Here is a 22,575-nt window from a genome sequence, read left to right on the forward strand (position 1 = left end):
TCCTCTGTCGTCGCTCAGTTGCGCACCGGCTTGCCGGTTTGCAGCATGCCCATGATCCGTTCCTGCGTCTTTTGCGTGCCAAGCAGATCAACAAATGCCTGACGCTCGAGTTTGAGCAGCCATTCTTCGTCGACGAGGCTGCCCGCTTCCACGTCACCGCCGCACACCGCTTCCGCGATACGGCTGGCGATCAGGAAATCGTGCTCGCTGATGAAACGGCCGTCGCGCATGTTGACGAGCGATGCCTTGATGGTCGCAATCGCCGAGCGGCCCGCCACCGGCACCTGCGTGACACGCAGCGGCGGACGGTAACCCGCGGCGGACAGCGCGCGCGCTTCCTTCTTCGCGATATCGAGCAGTTCGAACACGTTGAACACAATCGTGTCGGACGGCTTCAGGTAGCCCATTGCGCGGGCGTCGAGTGCCGAGGCCGAAACCTTCGCCATCGCCGCGTTCTCGAACGACTTCTGCACGAACTTCAGCAGGTCGTTGGTCGCGCCGGCTGCGGTTGCGGCTTCCGCCGCGCGCAGTGCCGCTTCCTTCAGACCGCCGCCGGCCGGCACGAGACCCACACCGACTTCCACCAGACCGATGTAGCTCTCGATATGCGCGACACGCTTCGCGCTATGCAGCGCCAGCTCGCAGCCGCCGCCGAGCGCAATGCCCGACACGGCCGAGATCACCGGCACGCTCGCGTACTTCACGCGCAGCATGCCTTGCTGGAATTTCTTCACGAACGGCTCGATGCCCTTCGCGCCGCCCATCATGAACGCGGGCATGGCTTCTTCGAGGTTCGCACCGGCGGAGAACGGGCCGCCCGGCGTGCCGAGTTTCAGCGACGTGGGCTGCCACACGACCAGCCCCTTGCAGTCCTTTTCGGCCAGTTCGATCGCTTGCGTCAGACCGTCGATCACCGACGGTCCGATCGTGTTCATCTTGCTCTTGAACGACACGATCAGGACGTCGTTCTCGCCCGCACGGTCGTCGACCCAGGCACGCACGGCGTCGGTTTCGAACAGCGTCTTGCCGTAAGTCTTCGGATCAGCCGACGTTTCGCCAACCAGCGGTGCGCGGAACACCTGCTTGTCGTAGACCGACAGCGAGGAACGCGGCACGAACGTCTTCGAAGCCGGCGACCACGAACCTTCGTTCGTATGCACGCCGCCCTTCTCGGCAACCGGGCCTTCCAGCACCCACGACGGCAGCGGCACGTTCGACAGCGCCTTGCCTGCCGCGATGTCTTCCTGCACCCATTCGGCGACCTGCTTCCAGCCGGCCGTCTGCCAGCCTTCGAACGGACCTTCGTTCCAGCCGAAGCCCCAGCGAATCGCCAGATCGACGTCACGCGCGTTGTCCGCGATCGATTCCAGATGCACGCCGATGTAGTGATACACGTCGCGGAAAATCGACCACAGGAATTGCGCTTGCGGATGCTCCGATTCGCGCAGGAGTTTCAGACGTTCTGCCGGCGGGCGCTTCAGAATGCGGCCCACCAGTTCGTCGGCTTTCGCGCCGCCGTCGACATAGTCGCCGGTCTTCGGGTCGAGCACCTTGATCGCCTTGCCTTCCTTCTTGTAGAAGCCGCCGCCGGTCTTCTGACCGAGCGCGCCCTTCTTCACGAGTTCAGCCAGTACAGGCGGCGTTTCGTAGACCGGGAAGAACGGATCGTCCTTCAGCGTGTCCTGCATCGTCTTGATGACGTGCGCCATGGTGTCGAGACCGACCACGTCCGCCGTGCGGAACGTTGCCGACTTCGCACGGCCGAGACGCGAGCCCGTCAGATCGTCCACTTCGTCGAAACGCAGACCGAACTTCGCGGCTTCGGTGATGACGGCGAGGATCGAGAAAATACCGACGCGATTGGCGATGAAGTTCGGCGTGTCTTTCGCACGCACGACACCCTTGCCAACCACGCTCGTCAGGAACGATTCGAGTTGATCGAGGATTTCCGGCCGCGTGGTCGCAGTCGGAATCAGTTCGACCAAGTGCATATAGCGCGGCGGATTGAAGAAGTGCACGCCGCAGAAGCGCGCCTTCAGTTCATCCGAGAAACCGTTCGACAGTTCGGTGATCGACAGGCCCGACGTGTTGGTCGCGAAGATCGCATTCGGCGCGATGTGCGGCGACACTTTCTTGTACAGGTCGTGCTTCCAGTCCATGCGCTCGGCGATCGCTTCAATCACGAGGTCGCATTCGGCGAGTTTCCCGATGTCGTCGTCGTAATTCGCGGGCTGGATGTATTGCGCGTCGTCCTTCACGCCGAACGGCGCGGGCGACAGCTTCTTCAGATTTTCGATCGCCTTCAGGGCAATCGCGTTCTTCGGGCCTTCTTTTGCGGGCAGGTCGAACAGCAGCACGGGCACCTTGGCGTTGATCAGGTGCGCTGCGATCTGCGCGCCCATCACGCCGGCGCCGAGCACGGCTACCTTGCGAATGATCAGATTGCTCACGTCGTTCCTCCGGGGAGTTATGCGGTATCGCGAAGGGGTCTCTTAGGTTTCGCGATGTATGGCTTGTGGCGGTGGAAGGCGCCACGCCTCTTGAAGACGTGGCGCTTGCCGTAAGAAATGTGCCTTAGAACAGCGACTCTTCGACGTCCATCATCGACTTCGAACCGGCGCGTGCCTGGCGAATCGTCATGGCCGTTTCCGGCAGCAGCTTCGCGAAGTAGAAGCGTGCGGTCGCGAGCTTCGCCTTGTAGAACGGATCGCCCGATGCTTCGTTATCCAGCGCGATACGTGCCATGCGCGCCCAGAAGTACGAGAACACGAGGTGGCCGACGGTGCGCAGATACGGCACGGCGGCGGCGCCGACTTCGTCCGGATTCTGCATCGCCTTCATGCCGATTTCCATGGTCAGCTTCTGCACCTTGTCACCGATGTCGGCGAGCGGGTTGATGAACTCCTGCATTTCCGGCTTCACGCCTTCGGCTTCAACAAAGTCCGACACCAGCTTGCCGAACTTCTTCATCTTCGCGCCCATGTCGCCAAGAATCTTGCGGCCCAGCAGGTCGAGCGCCTGAATCGCGTTGGTGCCTTCGTAGATCATGTTGATCCGCGCGTCGCGCACGTATTGCTCCATGCCCCATTCGGCGATGAAACCGTGGCCGCCGTAGATCTGCATGGCGTGGTTGGTGCTTTCGAACGCGTTGTCCGACAGGAATGCCTTCAGGATCGGCGTGAGCAGCGCGACGAGGTCGGCCGCTTCTTTACGCACCGATTCGTCGGCGTGCGACAGTTCCTTGTCGATGTGCAGCGCGGACCAGTAGGAGAACGCGCGTGCGCCTTCGGCGTAGGCCTTCTGCGTGAGCAGCATGCGGCGCACGTCCGGATGCACGATGATCGGATCAGCGGCTTTTTCCGGCGCCTTCGGGCCGGTCAGCGAGCGCATTTGCAGACGCTCTTTCGCGTACACCAGCGAGTTCTGATAGCCGATTTCGGTCAGGCCCAGGCTCTGCATGCCGACGCCCAGACGCGCGGCGTTCATCATCACGAACATGGCGTTCAAGCCCTTGTTCGGTTCGCCGACCAGCCAGCCCTTCGCGTTGTCGAGATTGATCACGCAGGTTGCGTTGCCGTGAATGCCCATCTTGTGTTCGATGGAGCCGCACTTCACGCCGTTGCGCTCGCCCGGTTCACCCGCTTCGTTCGGGATGAACTTCGGCACGATGAAGAGCGAAATACCCTTGGTGCCATTCGGTGCGCCCGGCAGACGCGCGAGCACCAGGTGAACGATGTTCTCCGCCAGATCGTGTTCGCCGCTGGAGATGAAAATCTTCGTGCCGCTGATTGCGTACGAGCCGTCGCTGTTCGGTTCGGCCTTGGTGCGCAGGATGCCGAGGTCGGTGCCGCAATGCGGCTCGGTCAGACACATCGTGCCGGTCCAGATGCCCGCAACCAGCTTCGGCAGATAACGTTGCTGCAGTTCCGGCGTGCCGTGCGCATGCAGACATTCGTACGCACCATGCGACAGACCCGGGTACATCGTCCACGCCTGATTCGCCGAGTTCAGCATTTCATACAGCGCGTTGTTGACGAATGCGGGCAGGCCCTGGCCGCCGTATTCCGGATCGCAGCCGAGCGCCGGCCAACCGGCTTCCACATATTGTTTGTAGGCTTCCTTGAAGCCCTTCGGCGTGGTCACGACGCCGTCGCCGACGTACGTGCAGCCTTCCTGGTCGCCGCTGTGATTGAGCGGGAACAGCACTTCGGAGCAGAACTTGCCGGCTTCTTCGAGCACGGCGTTGATCGTGTCCGCATCGAGATCCGCATGCTTCGGCATCTGCTTGATCTCGGCTTCGACGTTAAGCAGCTCGTGCAACACGAATTGCATGTCGCGCAGCGGCGCGGCGTACTGTCCCATGACTCTCTCCTCTCCCAAGTTTGACAAGGAGCCTGGCTGTTAGCTGAGTCCGTGGATCGGATCTTTCAGCGCCGCTGAATCTGCTTGAAGTTCGGCGGCGCTGCTAACGGCTTTCGCTCTGATACGAAACAATCAATTTTTCCAGCGCGGCCCACGTCAAACGCACTGCGTCCGGCAAATGCAGGAAACGCGCGTCGTGATGCAGGCCGAGCGTGAAGCTGTACAGTTCGAACAGCATCAGCTGCGGATCGGTATCGGCGCGCAGATGCCCTTCTTCCATCGCCTGCGAAATTGCGCGTGTGAGCGCCGCACGCCAGATCGTCACACTCGACACCAGTTGCTCGCGCACCGGGTTATCTCCGCGGTCGTCGTACTCGACGGCGCCGCTGATGTAGATGCACCCCGTGGTGACTTCCTGAATGCGTTTCTCGATCCAGCGGGAAATCATCGCGCGCAAGCGCGGCAATCCACGAGGCTCGCGCAAGCTCGGGAAAAACACCTCGTCTTCAAAACGACGGTGATATTCGCGCACGACTTCGACCTGCAAATCCTCGCGCGACCCGAAATGCGCGAACACACCGCTTTTGCTCATCTGCATGCGCTCGGCCAGCAACCCAATCGTCAGACCTTCCAGTCCGTCGCGGCTTGCCAGATCAAGTGCTGCTTCGAGAATCGCGACTCGTGTTTGTTCGCCTTTTCGCATAGCTTTTTACCGTTCTAATGTGACCGAAAGAAAATCGAACGGCCGTACTATTATTGAGTGCTGCCGTCCGCGAAACAAGGACTTTATTAGAAACCGGTTTCTAACCTAGTTTCAATTCTGCGGCATCCGTCAATCAGAGGAAGGAGATTTTTTAGAGGCGTTTGCCTTCTTTTTGTCCCTTTCATTGACGCTGCGCCCTTGCGGTTATGTGCGAGGTGCCGATGAGCTAGTCATAGCCACCCACCGTTAGTAGCTTCATCACGGCCCGATAGGTCGTGTAGGCCAGCCAGTTGAGCAAGCGCTCGCCCGCTGGACGGGCATCATAGCGCGCCTCGTCGATCCGGCGCGAATCCTTGAATGCGGCGAGGATCGCGTCGCGCAATGCGCCGATCGACGGATCGTTCACCAGCACCACGTTGGCTTCGTTGTTGAGCATCAGGCTCAATGCGTCGAGATTCGACGAGCCGACCGTCCCCCAGTTCGAATCCACCACCGCGACCTTGCCGTGCAGCAGGGTTTTCTCGTACTCGGCGATCTGCACGCCGGCCTTGAGCAGCGCGCGATACAGGAACGGCACCGCATAATCGAGCGCCTTGAATTCCTTGCGCCCGATGATGAGCTTCACGTCGACGCCGCGCCGCGCCGCGAATACCAGCGCGCGCCGCAGCTTGCGGCCTGGCATGAAGTACGGATTCGCCAGCAGCACTTCGCTGCGCGCCTGGCCAATCGCGGTCAGATATGCCTTTTCGATGGCGCGGCGGTTGATCAGGTTGTCACGTGCGACAAAGGCCACGCAGGGCAGTCCGCCGGCCCAGAGCGCCTCGTTGCGATTACGGCGCCGGCGGCGCAGCGTGCCGAGCGACCCCATGGTCGTCGGACTGAAGTCAGGCTCGAGTGACTCCAGAGGCCGATGCCCAAGGCGAATCCGCCGCCATTGCACCTCGAACGCCTGGCGGATATCGGCGACCACCGGCCCGCGCAATTCCACCGCAAAATCCCAGCGCCGGTAAGGCAGCTTCTCACCGTTGTTCTCGTAATCGTCGACGATGTTGATGCCGCCGCAGTAGCCGAACTGATCGTCCACCACGGCGATCTTGCGGTGTGTACGCGAGAAGCCGAAGCGGCCGAACAGATGCGGGTTGTAGATGCGATGGTCGACGCCGGCGAGCGGCCATTCGTTGAACATCGGCAAGCGCGCGGTGCCGATGCCGTCCGTAATCACCCGCACCTTCACGCCGCGCGCGGCTGCGCGCAGCAACGCCGCGCTGACGGCCTGACCCGCGCTGTCGTTACAGAAGATATAGGTTTCGAGAACCACGTCACTCTGCGCTGCGTCGATGCGTTCGATCAGCGCGGCGAAGAACTCGTCGCCTGAGCGCAGCAGCTTGACGTCGTTGCCGCTGGTGAAGCGGTAGCGCTGCCAATAGCGGCGGCCAAGCAGCGATTGCCGGAGTCGCGCGAAACGGCGCGCGCCGCCGACGCTCACCGGGCACGCTCCTCGGGCTGGCCATTCAGGCGCCCAGCGAGCCGCTTCGGCAATTGCAGGATCGCGTCGGCATTCGACGACGAAAAGCAGCGCGAAGCCGCCTCTTCATACGGCAGCCACAGAAACGCGGTGTGCTCGCGCGGCGCGAGCGTCACTTCGAGCTGCTCGGGCACTTCCAGGCTGAACCAATGCTCGGTGTTATGGATCACGCCCTCGGCATAGCGATGCCGGAACTGGGGGTAGATCTCGTATTCGATCTCGTAGCGCCAATCGAATAGCGCGCTCTGCGGCACCAGCGTACTGCCGACCATGATGCCGGTTTCTTCAGCCACTTCCCGCGCTGCGGTGTCGGCGAGCGGTTCGTCGAACTGGTCTTTCGAGCCGGTCACCGATTGCCAGAAATCTGCGTGATCGGCACGCCGGATCAACAGCACATCGAGCGCGGGCGTATGGATGACGACGAGTACGGATTGCGGGATCTTCGGCGGTTTCGGCATGGCGTGGAAACTGGGCGCAACGCTGGCGCGGTACATGTCGGCGAGTGGTCCAATAAGCGGTCGAGACCGGTTGCTGCGACTGTAACGCAAAAAACGAAAAAGGCGCATCATGCGCCTTTTTCGCTTGCTTCGTCGTTCGCTTCTTCGTTCGCTTTTTTGCTCAACGCTGGTTGCCGGTTTCCAGGCAGCCAGCGCCCGGCTCAGCTTAGACCTTCGGTTCCGGTTGACGCAGACGGATGTGCAACTCGCGCAACTGGCGCTCGTCCACTTCGCTCGGCGCCTGCGTGAGCAGACACTGCGCACGTTGCGTCTTCGGGAACGCGATTACGTCGCGGATCGAATCGGCGCCGGCCATCATCGTGATGATGCGGTCCAGACCGAATGCGATACCACCGTGCGGCGGCGCGCCGTATTGCAGCGCGTCGAGCAGGAAGCCGAACTTGGCTTGCGCTTCTTCCGCGCCGATCTTCAGCGCGCGGAACACCTTGCTCTGCACTTCTTCACGGTGGATACGCACCGAACCGCCGCCGATTTCCCAGCCGTTCAGCACCATGTCGTAGGCCTTGGCGAGGCAGCGCGCCGGATCCGTTTCCAGATACTCGAGATGCTCGTCCTTCGGGCTCGTGAACGGGTGATGCGCGGCGACGTAGCGGTTGTCTTCCTCGTCGTATTCGAACATCGGGAAGTCGATCACCCACAGCGGCTTCCAGCCGGATTCGACCAGGCCGTTGGCCTTGCCGAATTCCGAATGACCGATCTTCAGACGCAGCGCGCCCAGGCTGTCGTTCACCACCTTCGCGCGATCCGCCGCGAAGAAAATGATGTCGCCGTCTTGCGCGCCGGTGCGCTCGATGATCGCCTTGACCGCTTCGTCGTGCAGGTTCTTGACGATCGGGCTTTGCAGACCGTCACGGCCCTTCGCCACTTCGTTGACCTTGATCCACGCGAGACCCTTCGCCCCGTAGATGCGCACGAATTCCGTGTAGCTGTCGATGTCGCCACGCGAGAGCTCGCCGCCCTTCGGCACGCGGATTGCCGCGACGCGGCCGTCTTTCGTGTTGGCCGGCGCGCTGAACACCTTGAAGTCGACGTCTTTAACCGCATCCGTGAGGTCGGTGAATTCGAGCTTCACGCGCAGGTCCGGCTTGTCCGAACCGAAGCGGCGCATGGCTTCCGAATACTCCATGACCGGGAATTTCTCAGCCAGTTCGACGCCGATCGTTTCCTTGAACACGTGACGGATCATCGCTTCGAACAGATCGCGGATTTCCTGTTCCGACAGGAACGAGGTTTCACAGTCGATCTGCGTGAATTCCGGCTGACGGTCGGCGCGCAGGTCTTCGTCGCGGAAGCACTTGACGATCTGGTAGTAGCGATCGAAGTTGGCGACCATCAGCAACTGCTTGAACAGCTGCGGCGATTGCGGCAGCGCGAAGAACTGGCCCGGGTTGGTACGCGACGGCACGAGGTAGTCGCGCGCGCCTTCGGGCGTGCTCTTGGTGAGCATCGGCGTTTCGATGTCGATGAAGCCCAGCGAGTCCAGATACTTGCGCACTTCGATCGCGACGCGGTAACGCAGACGCAGGTTGTGCTGCATCTGCGGACGGCGCAGGTCGAGCACGCGATGCGTGAGGCGCGTGGTTTCCGACAGGTTGTCGTCGTCGAGCTGGAACGGCGGCGTGATCGACGGGTTCAGCACGATCAGCTCGTGGCACAGCACTTCGATCTTGCCGCTCTTCAGCGAGGCGTTCGTCGTGCCTTCCGGCCGGGCGCGAACCACACCCTTGATCTGCAGGCAAAACTCGTTGCGCACGCCTTCGGCCGTCTTGAACATATCCGCGCGATCCGGATCGCAGACGACCTGAACGAGGCCTTCGCGGTCGCGCAGGTCGATGAAGATGACGCCGCCATGGTCACGACGGCGGCTTACCCAACCGCACAGCGAGACGGATTGGCCCAGCAGTTCTTCGGTCACCAGACCGCAGTATTCAGATCTCATCGACATGATGTTTGTCTTTCGTTTTGCATTGATTGGACGGCGCGCGGCGATAAACGCTGCGCGCCGGCATTACAGCGGAGGCTCGACTGTCGTGCGGCGCACCGGCGCCGGCGGCGCGGACGGCGCCACGACGCCCATCGAGACGATGTACTTGAGCGCGGCGTCGACCGTCATGTCGAGTTCGATCACTTCGCTCCTGGGCACCATCAGGAAGAAACCGGACGTTGGGTTCGGCGTAGTCGGCACATACACGCTGACATGATCTTCTTTCAGGTGATTGATCACGTCGCCGCCCGGAATGCCGGTCAGAAACGCAATCGTATAGGAACCGCGGCGCGGGTACTCGATCAGGAGCGCCTTGCGGAACGCATTGCCGCTGCTCGACAACAAGGTGTCCGACACCTGCTTGACGCTGGTGTAGATCGGGCCGACCACCGGAATATGCGCCACCACGACTTCCCACCACTTCACGAGCTTCTGCCCGATGAAGTTTTGCGTCAACAGCCCGACGACAAAGATGAACGCCAGCGTCAGCACCGCGCCGAGGCCCGGCAAACGGAAGCCGAGCGCGCGCTCCGGCTGCCATGAGGCCGGCAGCAGCAACAGCGTCTGGTCCATCGTGCCGATGATCAGGCCGAGCACCCACAGTGTGATAGCCAGAGGCACCAGCACCAGCAGGCCAGTCAGGAACACCGATTTGAGCGTCGTTTTTTTCGTCGTCATGTGTACCGCCAGAAAGCCGCGCGAGCCGATATCCGGCACGCGGCATGTGCGCCGCCCCGGAGGGCGGCAGTCCCACTAGGCGCTGCCGGCGCCGCTCGAACTCGCCGATGCGGCGGGTGCGGCAGCAGGCGCAGCGGGCGTTGCGGCTGCGCCCGACGAAGCGGCGGCCGTACCGTTGGCCGAAGCCGTGTCGGATTGCGCTGCGCCGTTATTCCCGGCTGCGGCGTTTTCGCCCGAATTCGCATTCGAGCCGCCATTCGCGTCAGGCTTGGCCGGCGGGCTCGCGCCGCCGTTGCCGCCGCGAAAATCGGTTACATACCAGCCGGAACCCTTCAACTGGAAACCGGCTGCAGTCACCTGCTTGCGAAAGGTGTCTTTCCCGCACTCGGGACACTGCGTCAACTGGGGGTCGCTCATCTTCTGAAGCACGTCCTTCCCGAAGCCGCATGACTCGCAACGATAAGCGTAGATCGGCATAATCTTTTCCCTACTGAAATCTTGTAACGCTTGCAAAGCCTTGAATTATAGCCGTATATGGCTAGTCACCCGCGAATTTCGGGGACAAACGCCAGGCGCAGCCGCCGTCTTCCTAAATTGGGTCGACCGCTATCGAATCAAGTGCGGGCTGCGCCACCCTGACTGGACGCTGACGCTCATTCCTCCTCGTCGCAGCTTGCTCCTCGAATCCGATCCGCTGGCAAACATCGCGGCCACCAACGGACCCGGTCATGACACGCTCAGCCACGACGGCGCCAGGTCATCCAGCGCTCGCGGCCGGCAAAGACGGCAATCGAGTCGTTCACGGCTTCGTCTTCAATCAGATCGAAGTACGGCGTGAGCAACGCGTCGAGTTCAGCGCGCTCGATGCCGAACGGCGGTCCTTTCGGCGTCGCACCGATGAAATAGAAACCCGCCAGCAGTGCGCCCTCAGGCAACAACTCGGCCATTCGTTGCGCATAATCTGCACGGCGCGCCAACGGCAGCGCGCAAAGGAACGCGCGCTCGTAGATCCAGGCCGGCGTGAATGGCGGTTCGTAAGTGAAGAAGTCAGCCTGCTCGACCAGTTGCGCGTGCTGTTCGCCCAATTGCTCGCGCGCAGCCGCCACGGCGGCCGGTGAAAAATCGATCGCCCGGACCGGATTGCCCTGCCGCGCCAGCCAGAGCGCCTCGTAGGCACTCCCGCAGCCGGGAATCAGCACGGCGGCGCCGCTGTGCCGGCTGGTGAACGACTGAAACGCCGCCGGCACGCCCGCCTGATCCCATGGCATGAAATGGCGTTCGAAGCGCTCGTCCCAAAACTCAGGCGAGTTGGGATCGCGGGTCGTGAAATCGGGCACGGATGGCTGGGTCGGGTCGCTCATGGGAAGCCTCGTAGGGATCAGCGGAAAGCGGAATCAACCGCCGTAGGCGAACGCCAGAAACGCCCGCGCCAGCACCGCGCCTACACCGACCGCCACGCCGAACAACAGCAGCCCTTGCAACAGCCGGTTGGTGCGCTTCTGTTCGAGCAGAATCTGGCGAATCATGTCGTCGTTCGCGCCGCGCGTATTGTCGTGACGCGCAGCCAGCACGTGATGGATCAGACGTGGCAACTGCGGCAGCGTCTTGCTCCACTGCGGCGCTTCGATCTTCAGCCGCTCGTACCAGCCACGCAAACCAATCTGCTCGTTCATCCAGCGTTCGAGATAAGGCTTGGCCGTCTTCCACAAATCCAGTTCTGGATCGAGCGAGCGACCGAGCCCTTCCACGTTCAGCATGGTTTTTTGCAGCAGCACCAGTTGTGGCTGGATTTCCACATTGAAGCGGCGCGAGGTCGAGAACAGGCGCATCAGCACCTGGCCGAGCGAAATATCCTTCAACGCACGGTCGAAATAAGGCTCGCAAACCGCGCGGATCGCGCTTTCCAGTTCTTCGACCCGAGTCGCAGGCGGTACCCAGCCGGACTCCAGATGCAGCGTGGCGACGCGGTGGTAATCGCGCTTGAAGAAAGCGAGGAAGTTCTGCGCGAGGTAGTTCTTGTCGAAGTCCGACAGCGCGCCGATGATGCCGAAGTCGAGCGCGATATAGCGGCCGAAGTGCGCTGGATCGAGGCTCACCTGAATGTTGCCCGGGTGCATATCGGCGTGGAAAAAGCCATCGCGGAACACCTGAGTGAAGAAAATCTCGACGCCTTCGCGCGCCAGCTTCGGAATATCGACGCCCGCCGCGCGCAGCGTCTCAACCTGGCTGATCGGCACGCCGACCATGCGCTCCATCACCAGCACGGTGGGCGTGCAGAACTCCCAATACATCTCCGGCACGAGCAACAGATCGAGCCCGGCGAAGTTGCGGCGCAGCTGACTGCCGTTGGCCGCTTCGCGCATCAGATCGAGTTCGTCGTGCAGATACTTGTCGAATTCGGCGACCACCTCGCGCGGTTTCAGGCGCTTGCCGTCGGCCCACAGGCGCTCGGCCCACACGGCGATGTCACGCAGCAAGGCCAGGTCAGAGTCGATCACCGGCAACATGTTCGGCCGCAGCACCTTCACGGCGACCGCCTTGCCCGCATGCTGTCCGGCTTTCACCTTCGCGAAGTGAACCTGCGCGATCGACGCGCTCGCCACCGGCACCCGCTCGAAATCGTCGAACAGCACGTCGACCGGCGCGCCGAGCGATTTCTCGACCAACCCGATCGCCACCGCCGAATCGAACGGAGGTACCTGGTCCTGCAGCTTGGCCAGTTCGTTGGCGATATCCACCGGCAGCAGATCGCGCCGCGTGGACAGCACCTGGCCGAACTTGACGAAGATCGGCCCGAGGCTTTCGAGCGCGAGCCGCAGGCGCACGCCCGGCGGCGCGTCGAACTTGCGGCCAATGGTGGTGATACGCAGCAGCAGACGCACGCGCCGGTCGTTGACGCGGCTAAGCATCATCTCATCGAGACCGAAGCGGATGACCGTAAAGAAAATCTTGAGGAAACGCAGAAAACGCATAGTTATGCCCGGTGACTAGCGCGTGCCGCGCAACGTGGCGGCGCCGCCCGGCGCATTGGCGCCGCGGGCTTCGACCTTCTGTTCAAGACGCTCGATACGCTTTTCCACGCGCGCCAAAGCATCGCGGGCGCGGGCCAGTTCGACATTGAAGTCTTCCAGCGCGGCACGCCGCACCAGTTGCGGGTTTTCGTCGAGCAGATATTCGGCGGCGGTGTCGAGCAGATTGCGCCCGGTACGCCGCGCATGTTCACCGACCGTGCGCACGACCGACGCCACCCGCCACGCCGGACCGTCGCCGATCAGCTTCGCCAGATCCTCTTCCGGCTCCCAGCGCAGATGCTCGGCAAGCTTGGCGATCACCGTCGCGAACTCGGCGTCGCCTTCGATCTTCACGTGCTTCATCACGGCGGCCTGGCCGCCTTGCACGAAGGCCGGCAAAGCATCGGACGGCACCGAAATGGTCACGTCGAACTGTTGCGCCTCGGCTTCCTCAACCGCGCTCAGATAGCCATCCGGTTGTACCAGCAGCATCAGCACGACGGGCGGACAGGCGAGTCTGGCGGTCTTGCCCGCGTACGGAGCGAGGCGCTCGCGAGCCCACGATTCGCGGGCGAGCAGATGATTGACAGCAGCAGCGAAGGGCTTGGCGGCGAGGGTCATTGAAAGTGGCAAGAAAAAACCCGCGTGGGCGAGGTGCCCGCGCGGGTTCCTATTGTAACGTCCGTTCGCTTCGCGGCCTGCTATGCCGAACGGCCAATGGTTTGTGCAAAGTCAGCGTGAGCAGGACTGCTTCCGCCCAGCCCCGTTGCTCCCTCAGTGCTGTGCCACCTGCTGGATGCCGGCCAGCAACCAGCCTTCGCCGGGGCGGTTCGACTTCGTCAGGTTCCAGACCTCGACGAAGGGCTCCGCCGCCGCACCCGCGGATTCGCGGATCAGGCCGGAGAAGCGCACGCTGGCGAAGTATTCGGTGGCGCGCTCTTCAACGCCCAGCAACTCCGCGTTCAGCTGCACCACGTCAGTCTGATTGGACTCGGCACCGCGCGACGACAGATCGACCTTCACTTCCGCGAACATTTCCGGCGTGGTGAATTCACGGATGTCTTCCGTGTTACCGACGTCCCACGCAGCTTGCAGGCGTACGAAGTACACCTTGGCGTTGCGCAGGAACGCTTCCGAATCGAAGCCGGCCGGCACGGCCGGAGCAGCGTTGATGGACGGCGTGGTCAGCGGGTTGCCTTGCGGTTCGAGGTACGAGCCAGTGGGCGGAGCGGTGTAACGCGGCTCCTGCGTGTAGCCGGTCCCACCCGCATTCAACGACGGCGAGCCGCCGGCGTACGCCGGTTGCGCCGTATCGCGTTTGCGGCCCATGAAGCGACGGATCAGCCAGATGCCGATCATCGCGATGACCGCGATCACGATGATGTTGGCCATCGCACCGGCAAACGCGCCGCCCAGGCCGAAGTGCGACAACAGCGCGGCGATGCCGAGGCCCGCCGCGAGACCGGCGATCGGCCCAAGCCAGCGCGAGCGGTTAGGCGCTGCGGCGGGTGTCGGCGCGGGCGCCGGTGCCGGCTGCGCGCGCTGCTGCATGGCCTGGTTGCTTTGGGAAGGTTGCGACGGAGCGGACTGTTGCTGAACCGTGTTCGACTGACGGCCAATGCTACGGCCGCCGCCCATGCGGCGGGCTTCCGCATCGAGCGAGGCGAGAGAGCCGGCCATGATCAGACCGACCACCGCGATCAGTCCGATTCTTCTCACCAACGACCGCTTAACCTTACGGGGAGATAACACACCTGAATCGGACATTTTCGTACTTTCCTTTAAAAAACGATGGGTTAGGAACCCTAGTATTTGGTCCCCACATGTAAAGCTACCACGCCAGCTGACAAATTGTAATATTTGACGCCGTCCAGGCCCGCTTGTTCCATCATTGTTTTTAAAGTTTCCTGATCCGGATGCATCCGGATCGATTCCGCCAGGTAGCGGTAGCTCTCGGCGTCCTTCGCAAACCGGTCGCCGAGCCACGGCAGCACCTTGAACGAATAGACGTCGTAGACCTTTTTAAGCGGATCCCACACTTTCGAAAATTCCAGCACCAGCAGACGGCCTGCCGGCTTCAACACGCGGCGCATCTCGGCCAACGCGACATCTTTGTGCGTCATGTTGCGCAAGCCGAATGCCACGGTTACCACGTCGAAGTAATTGTCCGGAAAGGGGATCTTTTCGGCGTCGCAAAGCAGCGCCGGCGTGATCACGCCCTTATCCAGCAGGCGGTCGCGGCCCACGCGCAGCATCGATTCGTTGATGTCGGTGTGCCAGACTTCGCCGGTTTCGCCCGCCTGTCTGGCGAACGCCTTCGACAGATCACCCGTGCCGCCCGCGATATCGAGTACCTTGAAACCCGGCCGGACGTTGGCCTGGGCGATCGTGAACATCTTCCACGCCCGGTGCAACCCGCCTGACATCAGGTCGTTCATCAAGTCGTAGTTGGAGGCGACCGAGTGGAATACGCCCGCCACCTTCTGCGCTTTTTCCTGTTCGTCGACCGATTGAAAGCCGAAGTGGGTTTTGCTCATCGCGCTCGTCCTTTCGCGTATTCTGAAATATGTTGCGCCGCATCAGTGCGGCGATCAGGGCGAATCGTATCAGTGACAGTGCCCGTGCGCAGCCCCGGCTGGCGCCATTGGGGCATCACGGTCGACGCCGGCCGCTGCCAGTTTGGCGAGATAGTCGCGCCAGAGTTCATCCTGACGGATGGCCATATCGTGCAGCAGGTCCCACGAATAGATGCCGGTGGCGTGCCCGTCGGAGAAAGTCGGCTGCAGCGCATAGTTGCCGACGCCTTCGATCATCGTGATCGTGACGTCGCGCTTGCCGGATTGCAGCGTCTCCTGGCCGGGCCCATGGCCCATCACCTCTGCCGACGGCGAATACACGCGCAGCAGTTCGAACGGCAGGCGATACGTTTCGCCATTTGCGTACTCCAATTCGAGCACGCGCGATTTGGAATGCAAGACCACGCCGGTCGGCACCGGGGTATCGCGAGTCAGTCCACTCATATTGACCTCACAAAGAAAACGCCGGGCCGCTCCAGGTTTTCGCCCCCTTCGGGGTCTGGTGCGCAGCGACAGGTTCGGGGGCATTCATCGTCACGCCGGGCTTTTCCCGGTTTTCACATGCCCTCGGAAGGCTTGGCACCAGGCGACAGGTTCGGGGTGCTCAGCCAAACGCCTGCTCGATTTCCTGCCGCACCGCTTCGCGCAGCAGGGTAGCTTGCGCGCGGCGCGACGACAGCATGGCTTCGGACACCGTGCGCTGGCGCGGCGCCCAGATCGGCAGCGGGAAATGAGCGTCGTTCGAAAAACGCGGAATCACATGCCAATGCACGTGCGGCACCTGGTTGCCGAGGCTCGCCAGGTTGACCTTCACCGGCTGGAGAATGCGCCGGATCGCACGTTCGACCGCGTACACGGCCTGCATCACGCGATCGCGGTCGCTCTCGGCGAGATCGGAAAATTCAGCGACATGCCTGTTCCAGATCACCCGGCAAAAGCCCGGGTAGTCGTGTTCGTCGGCGAGGACGACACGCAGGGTGTCGTCCTGCCACAGCACATCGCCGCCATCTTCACGGCAAAAAACGCATTCCATCGTCGTCCTCAGGCAAAAATCGTCAGTCGTGCCATTAAACCAGCACGCGCTCGATTCCGCCATTGTTCGCCCGCTGGACGTAATCCGCCATCCAGTCTTCGCCCAGCACGTGACGCGCCATTTCGACGACGATGTAGTCCGCCTCGGTGCCCGCGTCTTCGTTATAGCGCGACAGGCCTTGCAAGCAGGACGGGCAGCTCGTCAGGATCTTCACGTCGGTGGCGCCGTTCGGTTGCGGGCCGTCGCCGGCCTTGAGCACGGAGCCGTTCGGCGCACCCGCCGCGCCGGCCGATGCATTGGCTGTATTGATCCCATTCGCGCCCGCTTCGGCTACGAGGGGAATGCCACGCAGCTTCGCGGCGCCTTTGCGCATTTCCTCTTCCTTGCGGAAGCGGACCTGCGTCGAAATATCCGGACGCGTCACGGCGAGTGTGCCGGATTCGCCACAGCAGCGATCGTTCTTCTCGATCTTGTAGCCGTCGTTCTCCGACCCCATCAGCTGATTGACGAGCTTGACCGGGTCCATCGTCTTGATCGGGGAGTGGCACGGGTCGTGGTACATATAGCGCACGCCGTTCACGCCTTCGAGCTTGATGCCTTTCTCGAGCAGAAACTCGTGGATGTCGATGATCCGGCAGCCCGGGAAGATCTTCTCGAATTCGTAACCGGCGAGCTGGTCGTAACACGTGCCGCACGACACCACCACCGTCTTGATGTCGAGATAGTTCAGCGTATTCGCGACGCGGTGGAACAGCACGCGGTTATCCGTGACGATCTGCTCGGCCTTGTCGAACTGGCCCGAACCGCGTTGCGGGTAGCCGCAGCACAGGTAACCCGGCGGCAGCACGGTTTGCACGCCCGCTTCCCACAGCATGGCTTGCGTCGCCAGCCCCACTTGCGAGAACAACCGCTCGGAGCCGCAGCCCGGGAAATAGAACACCGCTTCCGTATCGGCGGTGGTCGTCTTCGGATTGCGGATGATCGGGACGATCTTGTTGTCCTCGATATCGAGCAACGCGCGCGCGGTTTTCTTCGGCAGGTTGCCCGGCATCTTCTTGTTCATGAAGTGAATCACCTGCTGCGTGACCTTCGGCTTGCCGACGGTTGCCGGCGGGTGCGCCGTCTGCTTCTTCGCGAACTTCTTCAGCACGTCGTTGCCGAGGCGCTGCGCCTTGTAGCCGATGCCCATCATCGCGGTGCGCGCGAGGTTGATGGTCTGCGGATTGGTGGCGTTGAGGAAGAACATGCCGGCCGCGTTGCCCGGGTTGAACTTCTTCTTGCCCATCTTGCGCAGCAGGTTGCGCATGTTCATGGTCACGTCGCCGAAATCGATCTTCACCGGGCACGGCGTCACGCATTTGTGACAGACCGTGCAGTGATCGGCGACGTCGTTGAACTCGTCCCAGTGCTTGATCGACACACCGCGGCGGGTCTGCTCTTCGTACAGGAACGCCTCGACCAGCAAGGAGGTCGCGAGAATCTTGTTGCGCGGGCTGTACAGCAGGTTCGCGCGCGGCACGTGGGTCGCGCACACCGGCTTGCACTTGCCGCAACGCAAACAGTCCTTGATCGACTCGGAAATCGCGCCGATGTCGGACTGCTGCATGATCAGCGATTCGTAGCCCATCAGGCCGAAGCTCGGCGTGTAGGCGTTGCGCAGATCGGCGCCTTCGAGCAGCTTGCCCGCGTTGAAGCGGCCATGCGGATCGACACGCTGCTTGTACTTGCGGAATTCGCCGATCTCTTCGTCGGTCAGGAATTCGAGCTTGGTAATGCCGATGCCGTGCTCGCCGGAAATCACGCCGTCGAGCGAACGCGCCAGCTTCATGATGCGCGCGACCGCCGTGTGGGCGTCCTGCAGCATCTCGTAGTTGTCGGAGTTGACCGGCAGGTTGGTGTGAACGTTGCCGTCGCCCGCGTGCATGTGCAGCGCGACGAACACGCGGCCACGCAGCACCTTCTTGTGAATCGCCTGAGCTTCTTCGAGGATCGGCTTGAACTCGCCGCCGTTGAAGATCTGACGCAACTCGGCGCGGATTTCCTGCTTCCACGACACGCGGATCGTACGGTCCTGCGTGATGTGGAACACGGTGGCGTCGGGTTGCTGGTCCGCGCGGTCGGCGAATTTTTCCGCCAGCCCTTCGTAGCCGAGGCCGACCAGATAGTGCTGCGCCTCGCGCACCGACAGATCTAGCTTGTCGCGCAGGAATTCCCAGCGCGTGCGCACCTTCTTCAGAATATCGAGCGCCTGCTGCACGCGATCTTCGAGCAACTCAGCGCTCGGGATTTCGTTGGCGTCGTCGCTCTTGCCGAGCGGCAGCTTGCCGCCCTTGAAAAACGCTTCGAGCGCGTCAACCAGCTGCAGCTTGTTCTTGATCGACAGTTCGATATTGATGCGTTCGATACCGTCGGTGTACTCACCCATGCGGTCGAGCGGGATCACCACGTCTTCGTTGATCTTGAACGCGTTGGTGTGCTTGGCGATCGCGGCGGTACGGCTGCGGTCGAGCCAGAAACGCTTGCGCGCCTCGGCGTTGACCGCGACGAAACCTTCGCCGCTCTTGCCGTTGGCCATGCGCACGACTTCCGAGGTCGCGTGCGCCACCGCGTCCGCGTCGTCGCCGACGATGTCGCCGATCAGCACCATCTTCGGAAACGCATTGCGCTTGCTCTTGGTCGCATAACCGACCGCGCGCAGATAGCGCTCGTCCAGATGCTCGAGGCCGGCGAGAATCGCGCCGCCCTGCTTCGACGTTTCGAACAGATAGTCCTTGATCTCGACGATGCTCGGAATCGCTTCACGCGCCTGACCGAAGAATTCGAGGCAGACCGTGCGCGTATGCGCCGGCATCTTGTGCAGAACCCAGCGCGCCGACGTGATCAGACCGTCGCAGCCTTCCTTCTGCACGCCCGGCAGGCCGGCCAGGAATTTGTCCGTGACGTCCTTGCCCAGTCCTTCCTTGCGGAACACGCGGCCCTTGATGTCGAGCGCTTCCGTGCGCAGCAGCTTTTCGCCCGGCGCGTATTTACCGTCAAACCACTTCAGTTCGAAACGCGCGACCTCGATGTCGTGAATCTTGCCGAGATTGTGATCCAGACGCGTGACTTCGAGCCAGTTCCCTTCCGGGTCGACCATGCGCCACCAGGCGAGGTTGTCGAGCGCGGTACCCCACAGCACCGCCTTCTTGCCGCCCGCGTTCATCGCGACGTTGCCGCCGACGCACGATGCATCCAGCGAAGTCGGGTCGACGGCGAACACGAAGCCGGCCTGCTCGGCCGCTTCGGTCACGCGGCGTGTGACCACGCCGGCGCCGGAGAAAATCGTCGCCACCTTGCGGTCGACGCCCGGCAGTTCGGTCATCTCGACCGCGCCCAGCTGTTCGAGCTTTTCGGTGTTGATGACAGCCGAAAACGGTGTAAGCGGCACCGCGCCGCCCGTGTAACCCGTGCCGCCTCCGCGCGGAATCACGGTCAGACCGAGTTCGAAACACGCCTTGATCATGCCGGCGATCTCGGCTTCGGTATCCGGCGTCAGCACGACGAACGGGTATTCGACGCGCCAGTCGGTCGCGTCGGTCACGTGCGAGACGCGGGACAAACCGTCGAACTTGATGTTGTCTTTTTCCGTGACCTTGCCCAGCACCTTGTTCGCGCGACGGCGCAGATCGAAGGTTTTCTGGAACTCGCTTTCGAAATCGTCGACGGCACGGCGTGCAGCCGCGACCAGCGTTTCGACGCGGGCAGCCCGATCGACACCCGCCTCATCGCCATGCTCGACCAGATCGGCGCGACGGCGCTTCTCGATCTCGCTCAGACGGTGATGCAGCGCCTCGATCAGCAACGCGCGGCGCTTCGGATTGTCGAGCAGGTCGTCTTGCAGGTAAGGATTGCGGCGCACGACCCAGATGTCGCCGAGCACTTCGTACAGCATCCGCGCCGAGCGGCCGGTGCGGCGTTCCGCGCGCAGTTCGGCCAACGCCGCCCAGGCTTCGTCGCCGAGCAGGCGGATGACGATTTCGCGATCGGAAAACGAGGTGTAGTTATAGGGAATTTCGCGCAGACGCGCTTCGGGATCGGCGGCCACCGCAGTGGCGGCCGCGTGCGGATCGAAAACTTGAGGTGCGTTCATGTTCGGACGACTCGGTGGGTCAACCGGGCGCGCTCATCTCTGAGAGGCGTCGGCGGACGGTGCGCGTGGGGCGCAATGCTGGAAATCTTCTAGGGGAGCGAAGCGCAACCGACGGCCTACCCACATCAGTCGCTTCACGGCGCTCAGAGACAGCTACACGATCGCGCGTGGCGGACGTGACGCTCCGCCGCGGGGCAAGACTCACGCGGGACGGGCATCAAATGGGCGATCCGAGGCTGCCAGTGCATCTTCCGATCCTTATTCCAAAATGGAATTCTACCTTATGATCCCGCCGCGCGTTGACGCCCGAAATCGGAGTCGGGGCGGGGCTTTGCGCGTTTTTGTGCGGAACGGCGTCCGCAAGTACGTGGGAAGAATTTTCCGACCGGACGGTCGGGCGGCCCTTTGCGGACGACGTTCGGACCTACACGGAAGGTTCACGGAAGGCCAGCGTGCACACCGTTGGCGCTATCATTGACCCTTTCCCGTCTCACAAAGCGCACCGCGCCACCCGCATGGCTTCCCACGACTACCTGAAGAAAATCCTGACCGCACGCGTCTACGACGTGGCCCGCGAGACCGAACTCGAACGCGCGCCGAATCTGTCGGCACGGCTGTCCAATCCGGTGTATCTGAAGCGCGAGGACAACCAGCCGGTGTTCTCGTTCAAGGTGCGCGGCGCGTACAACAAGATGGCGCACATTCCGGAGGATGCGCTGGCGCGGGGCGTGATTACCGCGTCGGCGGGCAATCATGCGCAGGGCGTGGCGCTGTCGGCGGCCCGCATGGGCGTGAAGGCGATCATCGTGGTGCCCGTGACGACTCCGCAGGTGAAGGTCGATGCGGTGCGCGCACATGGCGGCGCGACGGTCGAGGTGGTGCAGTTCGGCGAGTCCTATAGCGATGCGTATGGGCACGCCGTGAAGCTGCAGGAAGAGCGCGGCCTGACCTTCGTCCATCCGTTCGACGATCCCTACGTGATCGCCGGTCAGGGCACGGTAGCAATGGAGATTCTCAGCCAGCATCAGGGCCCGATCCACGCGATCTTTGTACCGATCGGCGGCGGTGGCCTGGCGGCAGGCGTGGCGGCGTATGTGAAATCGGTGCGCCCGGAGATCAAAGTGATCGGCGTCCAGACCGACGACTCGTGCGCGATGGCCGCGTCGCTGAAAGCGGGCGAACGGGTCACACTGAACGAAGTCGGGCTGTTCTCGGATGGCACCGCCGTGAAGCTGGTGGGTGAAGAAACCTTCCGCCTGTGCAGCGACTATCTCGACGACGTGCTGCTGGTGAACACCGACGCGCTGTGCGCCGCGATCAAGGATGTGTTCCAGGACACCCGCAGCGTGCTGGAGCCGGCGGGTGCCCTGGCTGTCGCCGGCGCCAAACAGTACGCCGAGCGCGAAGGCATCGAAAACCAGACGCTGGTTGCGATCACCTCCGGCGCGAACATGAACTTCGATCGCATGCGCTTTGTGGCGGAGCGTGCTGAAGTGGGTGAAGCGCGTGAAGCCGTATTCGCCGTGACGATTCCCGAAGAACGCGGCAGTTTCAGACGCTTCTGCGAACTGGTGGGCACGCGCAGCGTCACCGAGTTCAATTACCGCATTGCGGACGCGAATTCAGCCCATATCTTCGTGGGCGTGCAGATCAGGAATCGCAGCGAATCGGCACAGATCGCGGGCGCATTCGAAGCCCACGGCTTCGCCACGGTCGACCTGACCTTCGATGAACTCTCGAAGCAGCACATCCGCTACATGGTCGGCGGCCGCTCGCCGCTGGCCCATGACGAACGTCTGTTCCGTTTCGAGTTTCCGGAGCGGCCGGGCGCGCTGATGAAGTTTCTGTCGTCGATGGCGCCGAACTGGAATATCAGCCTGTTCCACTACCGCAACCAGGGGGCGGACTACAGTTCGATTCTGGTCGGCATCCAGGTGCCGGAGAGCGAGAACAGCGCGTTCGAACGCTTTCTCGCGACGCTTGGCTATCCGTACTGGGAAGAGACGCAGAACCCGGTTTATCGCTTGTTCCTTGCTTGATCTTTCAGGACTGAAAC

General features: G+C 62.4%; 17 protein-coding genes. 1 reads left to right on the plus strand and 16 read right to left on the minus strand.

All coding sequences use genetic code 11. The features are described 5' to 3' along the window. Positions 1-14: 14 nt before the first annotated feature. From PQQ95_RS04025 to PQQ95_RS04100, 16 genes are all read right to left on the minus strand, one after another. On the minus strand, positions 15-2,450 hold the full coding sequence (locus tag PQQ95_RS04025; protein ID WP_408435107.1) for a 3-hydroxyacyl-CoA dehydrogenase/enoyl-CoA hydratase family protein: 2,436 nt from the start codon (positions 2,448-2,450) through the stop codon (positions 15-17). Between the two features lie 124 nt (positions 2,451-2,574). Then, complete coding sequence (locus tag PQQ95_RS04030; RefSeq protein WP_408435109.1) at positions 2,575-4,362, minus strand: acyl-CoA dehydrogenase C-terminal domain-containing protein; 1,788 nt, start codon at positions 4,360-4,362, stop codon at positions 2,575-2,577. Positions 4,363-4,465: 103 nt separating this feature from the next. Further along, complete coding sequence (locus tag PQQ95_RS04035; RefSeq protein WP_046566835.1) at positions 4,466-5,065, minus strand: TetR/AcrR family transcriptional regulator; 600 nt, start codon at positions 5,063-5,065, stop codon at positions 4,466-4,468. Positions 5,066-5,291: 226 nt separating this feature from the next. Next, entirely contained in the window at positions 5,292-6,551 is a 1,260-nt protein-coding gene (gene clsB / locus PQQ95_RS04040) for a cardiolipin synthase ClsB (protein ID WP_408435111.1), read from the minus strand. Next, positions 6,548-7,048 carry a dihydroneopterin triphosphate diphosphatase gene (gene nudB / locus PQQ95_RS04045; protein ID WP_408435338.1) on the minus strand — a complete coding sequence of 167 codons (501 nt, stop codon included), beginning with the start codon at positions 7,046-7,048 and terminating at the stop codon, positions 6,548-6,550. Before nudB ends, clsB begins: the two co-directional genes overlap by 4 nt. A gap of 205 nt (positions 7,049-7,253) precedes the next feature. Further along, positions 7,254-9,053, minus strand: a complete 1,800-nt coding sequence (gene aspS / locus PQQ95_RS04050; protein ID WP_408435113.1) for an aspartate--tRNA ligase — start codon at positions 9,051-9,053, stop codon at positions 7,254-7,256. A 63-nt stretch (positions 9,054-9,116) separates the two neighbouring features. After that, positions 9,117-9,770 (minus strand): DUF502 domain-containing protein, encoded by a 654-nt coding sequence (locus PQQ95_RS04055; protein WP_408435115.1) that lies wholly within the window; start codon positions 9,768-9,770, stop codon positions 9,117-9,119. Between the two features lie 75 nt (positions 9,771-9,845). Continuing rightward, positions 9,846-10,247: an FmdB family zinc ribbon protein gene (locus tag PQQ95_RS04060; protein ID WP_408435117.1), complete on the minus strand. Its 402-nt coding sequence runs from the start codon at positions 10,245-10,247 to the stop codon at positions 9,846-9,848. A 260-nt stretch (positions 10,248-10,507) separates the two neighbouring features. After that, entirely contained in the window at positions 10,508-11,131 is a 624-nt protein-coding gene (locus PQQ95_RS04065; RefSeq protein ID WP_408435119.1) for a methyltransferase domain-containing protein, read from the minus strand. A gap of 33 nt (positions 11,132-11,164) precedes the next feature. Beyond that, positions 11,165-12,742 (minus strand): ubiquinone biosynthesis regulatory protein kinase UbiB, encoded by a 1,578-nt coding sequence (gene ubiB / locus PQQ95_RS04070; RefSeq protein ID WP_408435121.1) that lies wholly within the window; start codon positions 12,740-12,742, stop codon positions 11,165-11,167. Positions 12,743-12,757: 15 nt separating this feature from the next. Further along, the gene (locus PQQ95_RS04075) at positions 12,758-13,402 is read right to left on the minus strand and encodes a ubiquinone biosynthesis accessory factor UbiJ (RefSeq protein WP_408435123.1); all 645 of its coding nucleotides are present in this window, start codon (positions 13,400-13,402) and stop codon (positions 12,758-12,760) included. Positions 13,403-13,555: 153 nt separating this feature from the next. Next, positions 13,556-14,548: a Tim44 domain-containing protein gene (locus PQQ95_RS04080; protein WP_408435124.1), complete on the minus strand. Its 993-nt coding sequence runs from the start codon at positions 14,546-14,548 to the stop codon at positions 13,556-13,558. A 38-nt stretch (positions 14,549-14,586) separates the two neighbouring features. Further along, the gene (ubiE, locus tag PQQ95_RS04085; RefSeq protein WP_120347537.1) at positions 14,587-15,318 is read right to left on the minus strand and encodes a bifunctional demethylmenaquinone methyltransferase/2-methoxy-6-polyprenyl-1,4-benzoquinol methylase UbiE; all 732 of its coding nucleotides are present in this window, start codon (positions 15,316-15,318) and stop codon (positions 14,587-14,589) included. 69 nt (positions 15,319-15,387) lie between these two features. Further along, on the minus strand, positions 15,388-15,801 hold the full coding sequence (locus PQQ95_RS04090; RefSeq protein ID WP_408435126.1) for a gamma-butyrobetaine hydroxylase family protein: 414 nt from the start codon (positions 15,799-15,801) through the stop codon (positions 15,388-15,390). 160 nt (positions 15,802-15,961) lie between these two features. Further along, positions 15,962-16,390 (minus strand): HIT family protein, encoded by a 429-nt coding sequence (locus tag PQQ95_RS04095; protein ID WP_408435128.1) that lies wholly within the window; start codon positions 16,388-16,390, stop codon positions 15,962-15,964. A gap of 34 nt (positions 16,391-16,424) precedes the next feature. Further along, positions 16,425-20,519, minus strand: a complete 4,095-nt coding sequence (locus PQQ95_RS04100) for a DUF3683 domain-containing protein (RefSeq protein ID WP_408435130.1) — start codon at positions 20,517-20,519, stop codon at positions 16,425-16,427. A 515-nt stretch (positions 20,520-21,034) separates the two neighbouring features. On the opposite strand from PQQ95_RS04100, the gene ilvA reads away from it, so the two are divergent. Beyond that, complete coding sequence (ilvA, locus tag PQQ95_RS04105) at positions 21,035-22,558, plus strand: threonine ammonia-lyase, biosynthetic (protein WP_408435132.1); 1,524 nt, start codon at positions 21,035-21,037, stop codon at positions 22,556-22,558. Positions 22,559-22,575: the final 17 nt, after the last annotated feature.

Origin of the sequence: Paraburkholderia caffeinilytica, from assembly GCF_046030355.1 — a bacterium.
In the GTDB taxonomy this organism is placed as follows: domain Bacteria; phylum Pseudomonadota; class Gammaproteobacteria; order Burkholderiales; family Burkholderiaceae; genus Paraburkholderia; species Paraburkholderia caffeinilytica_B.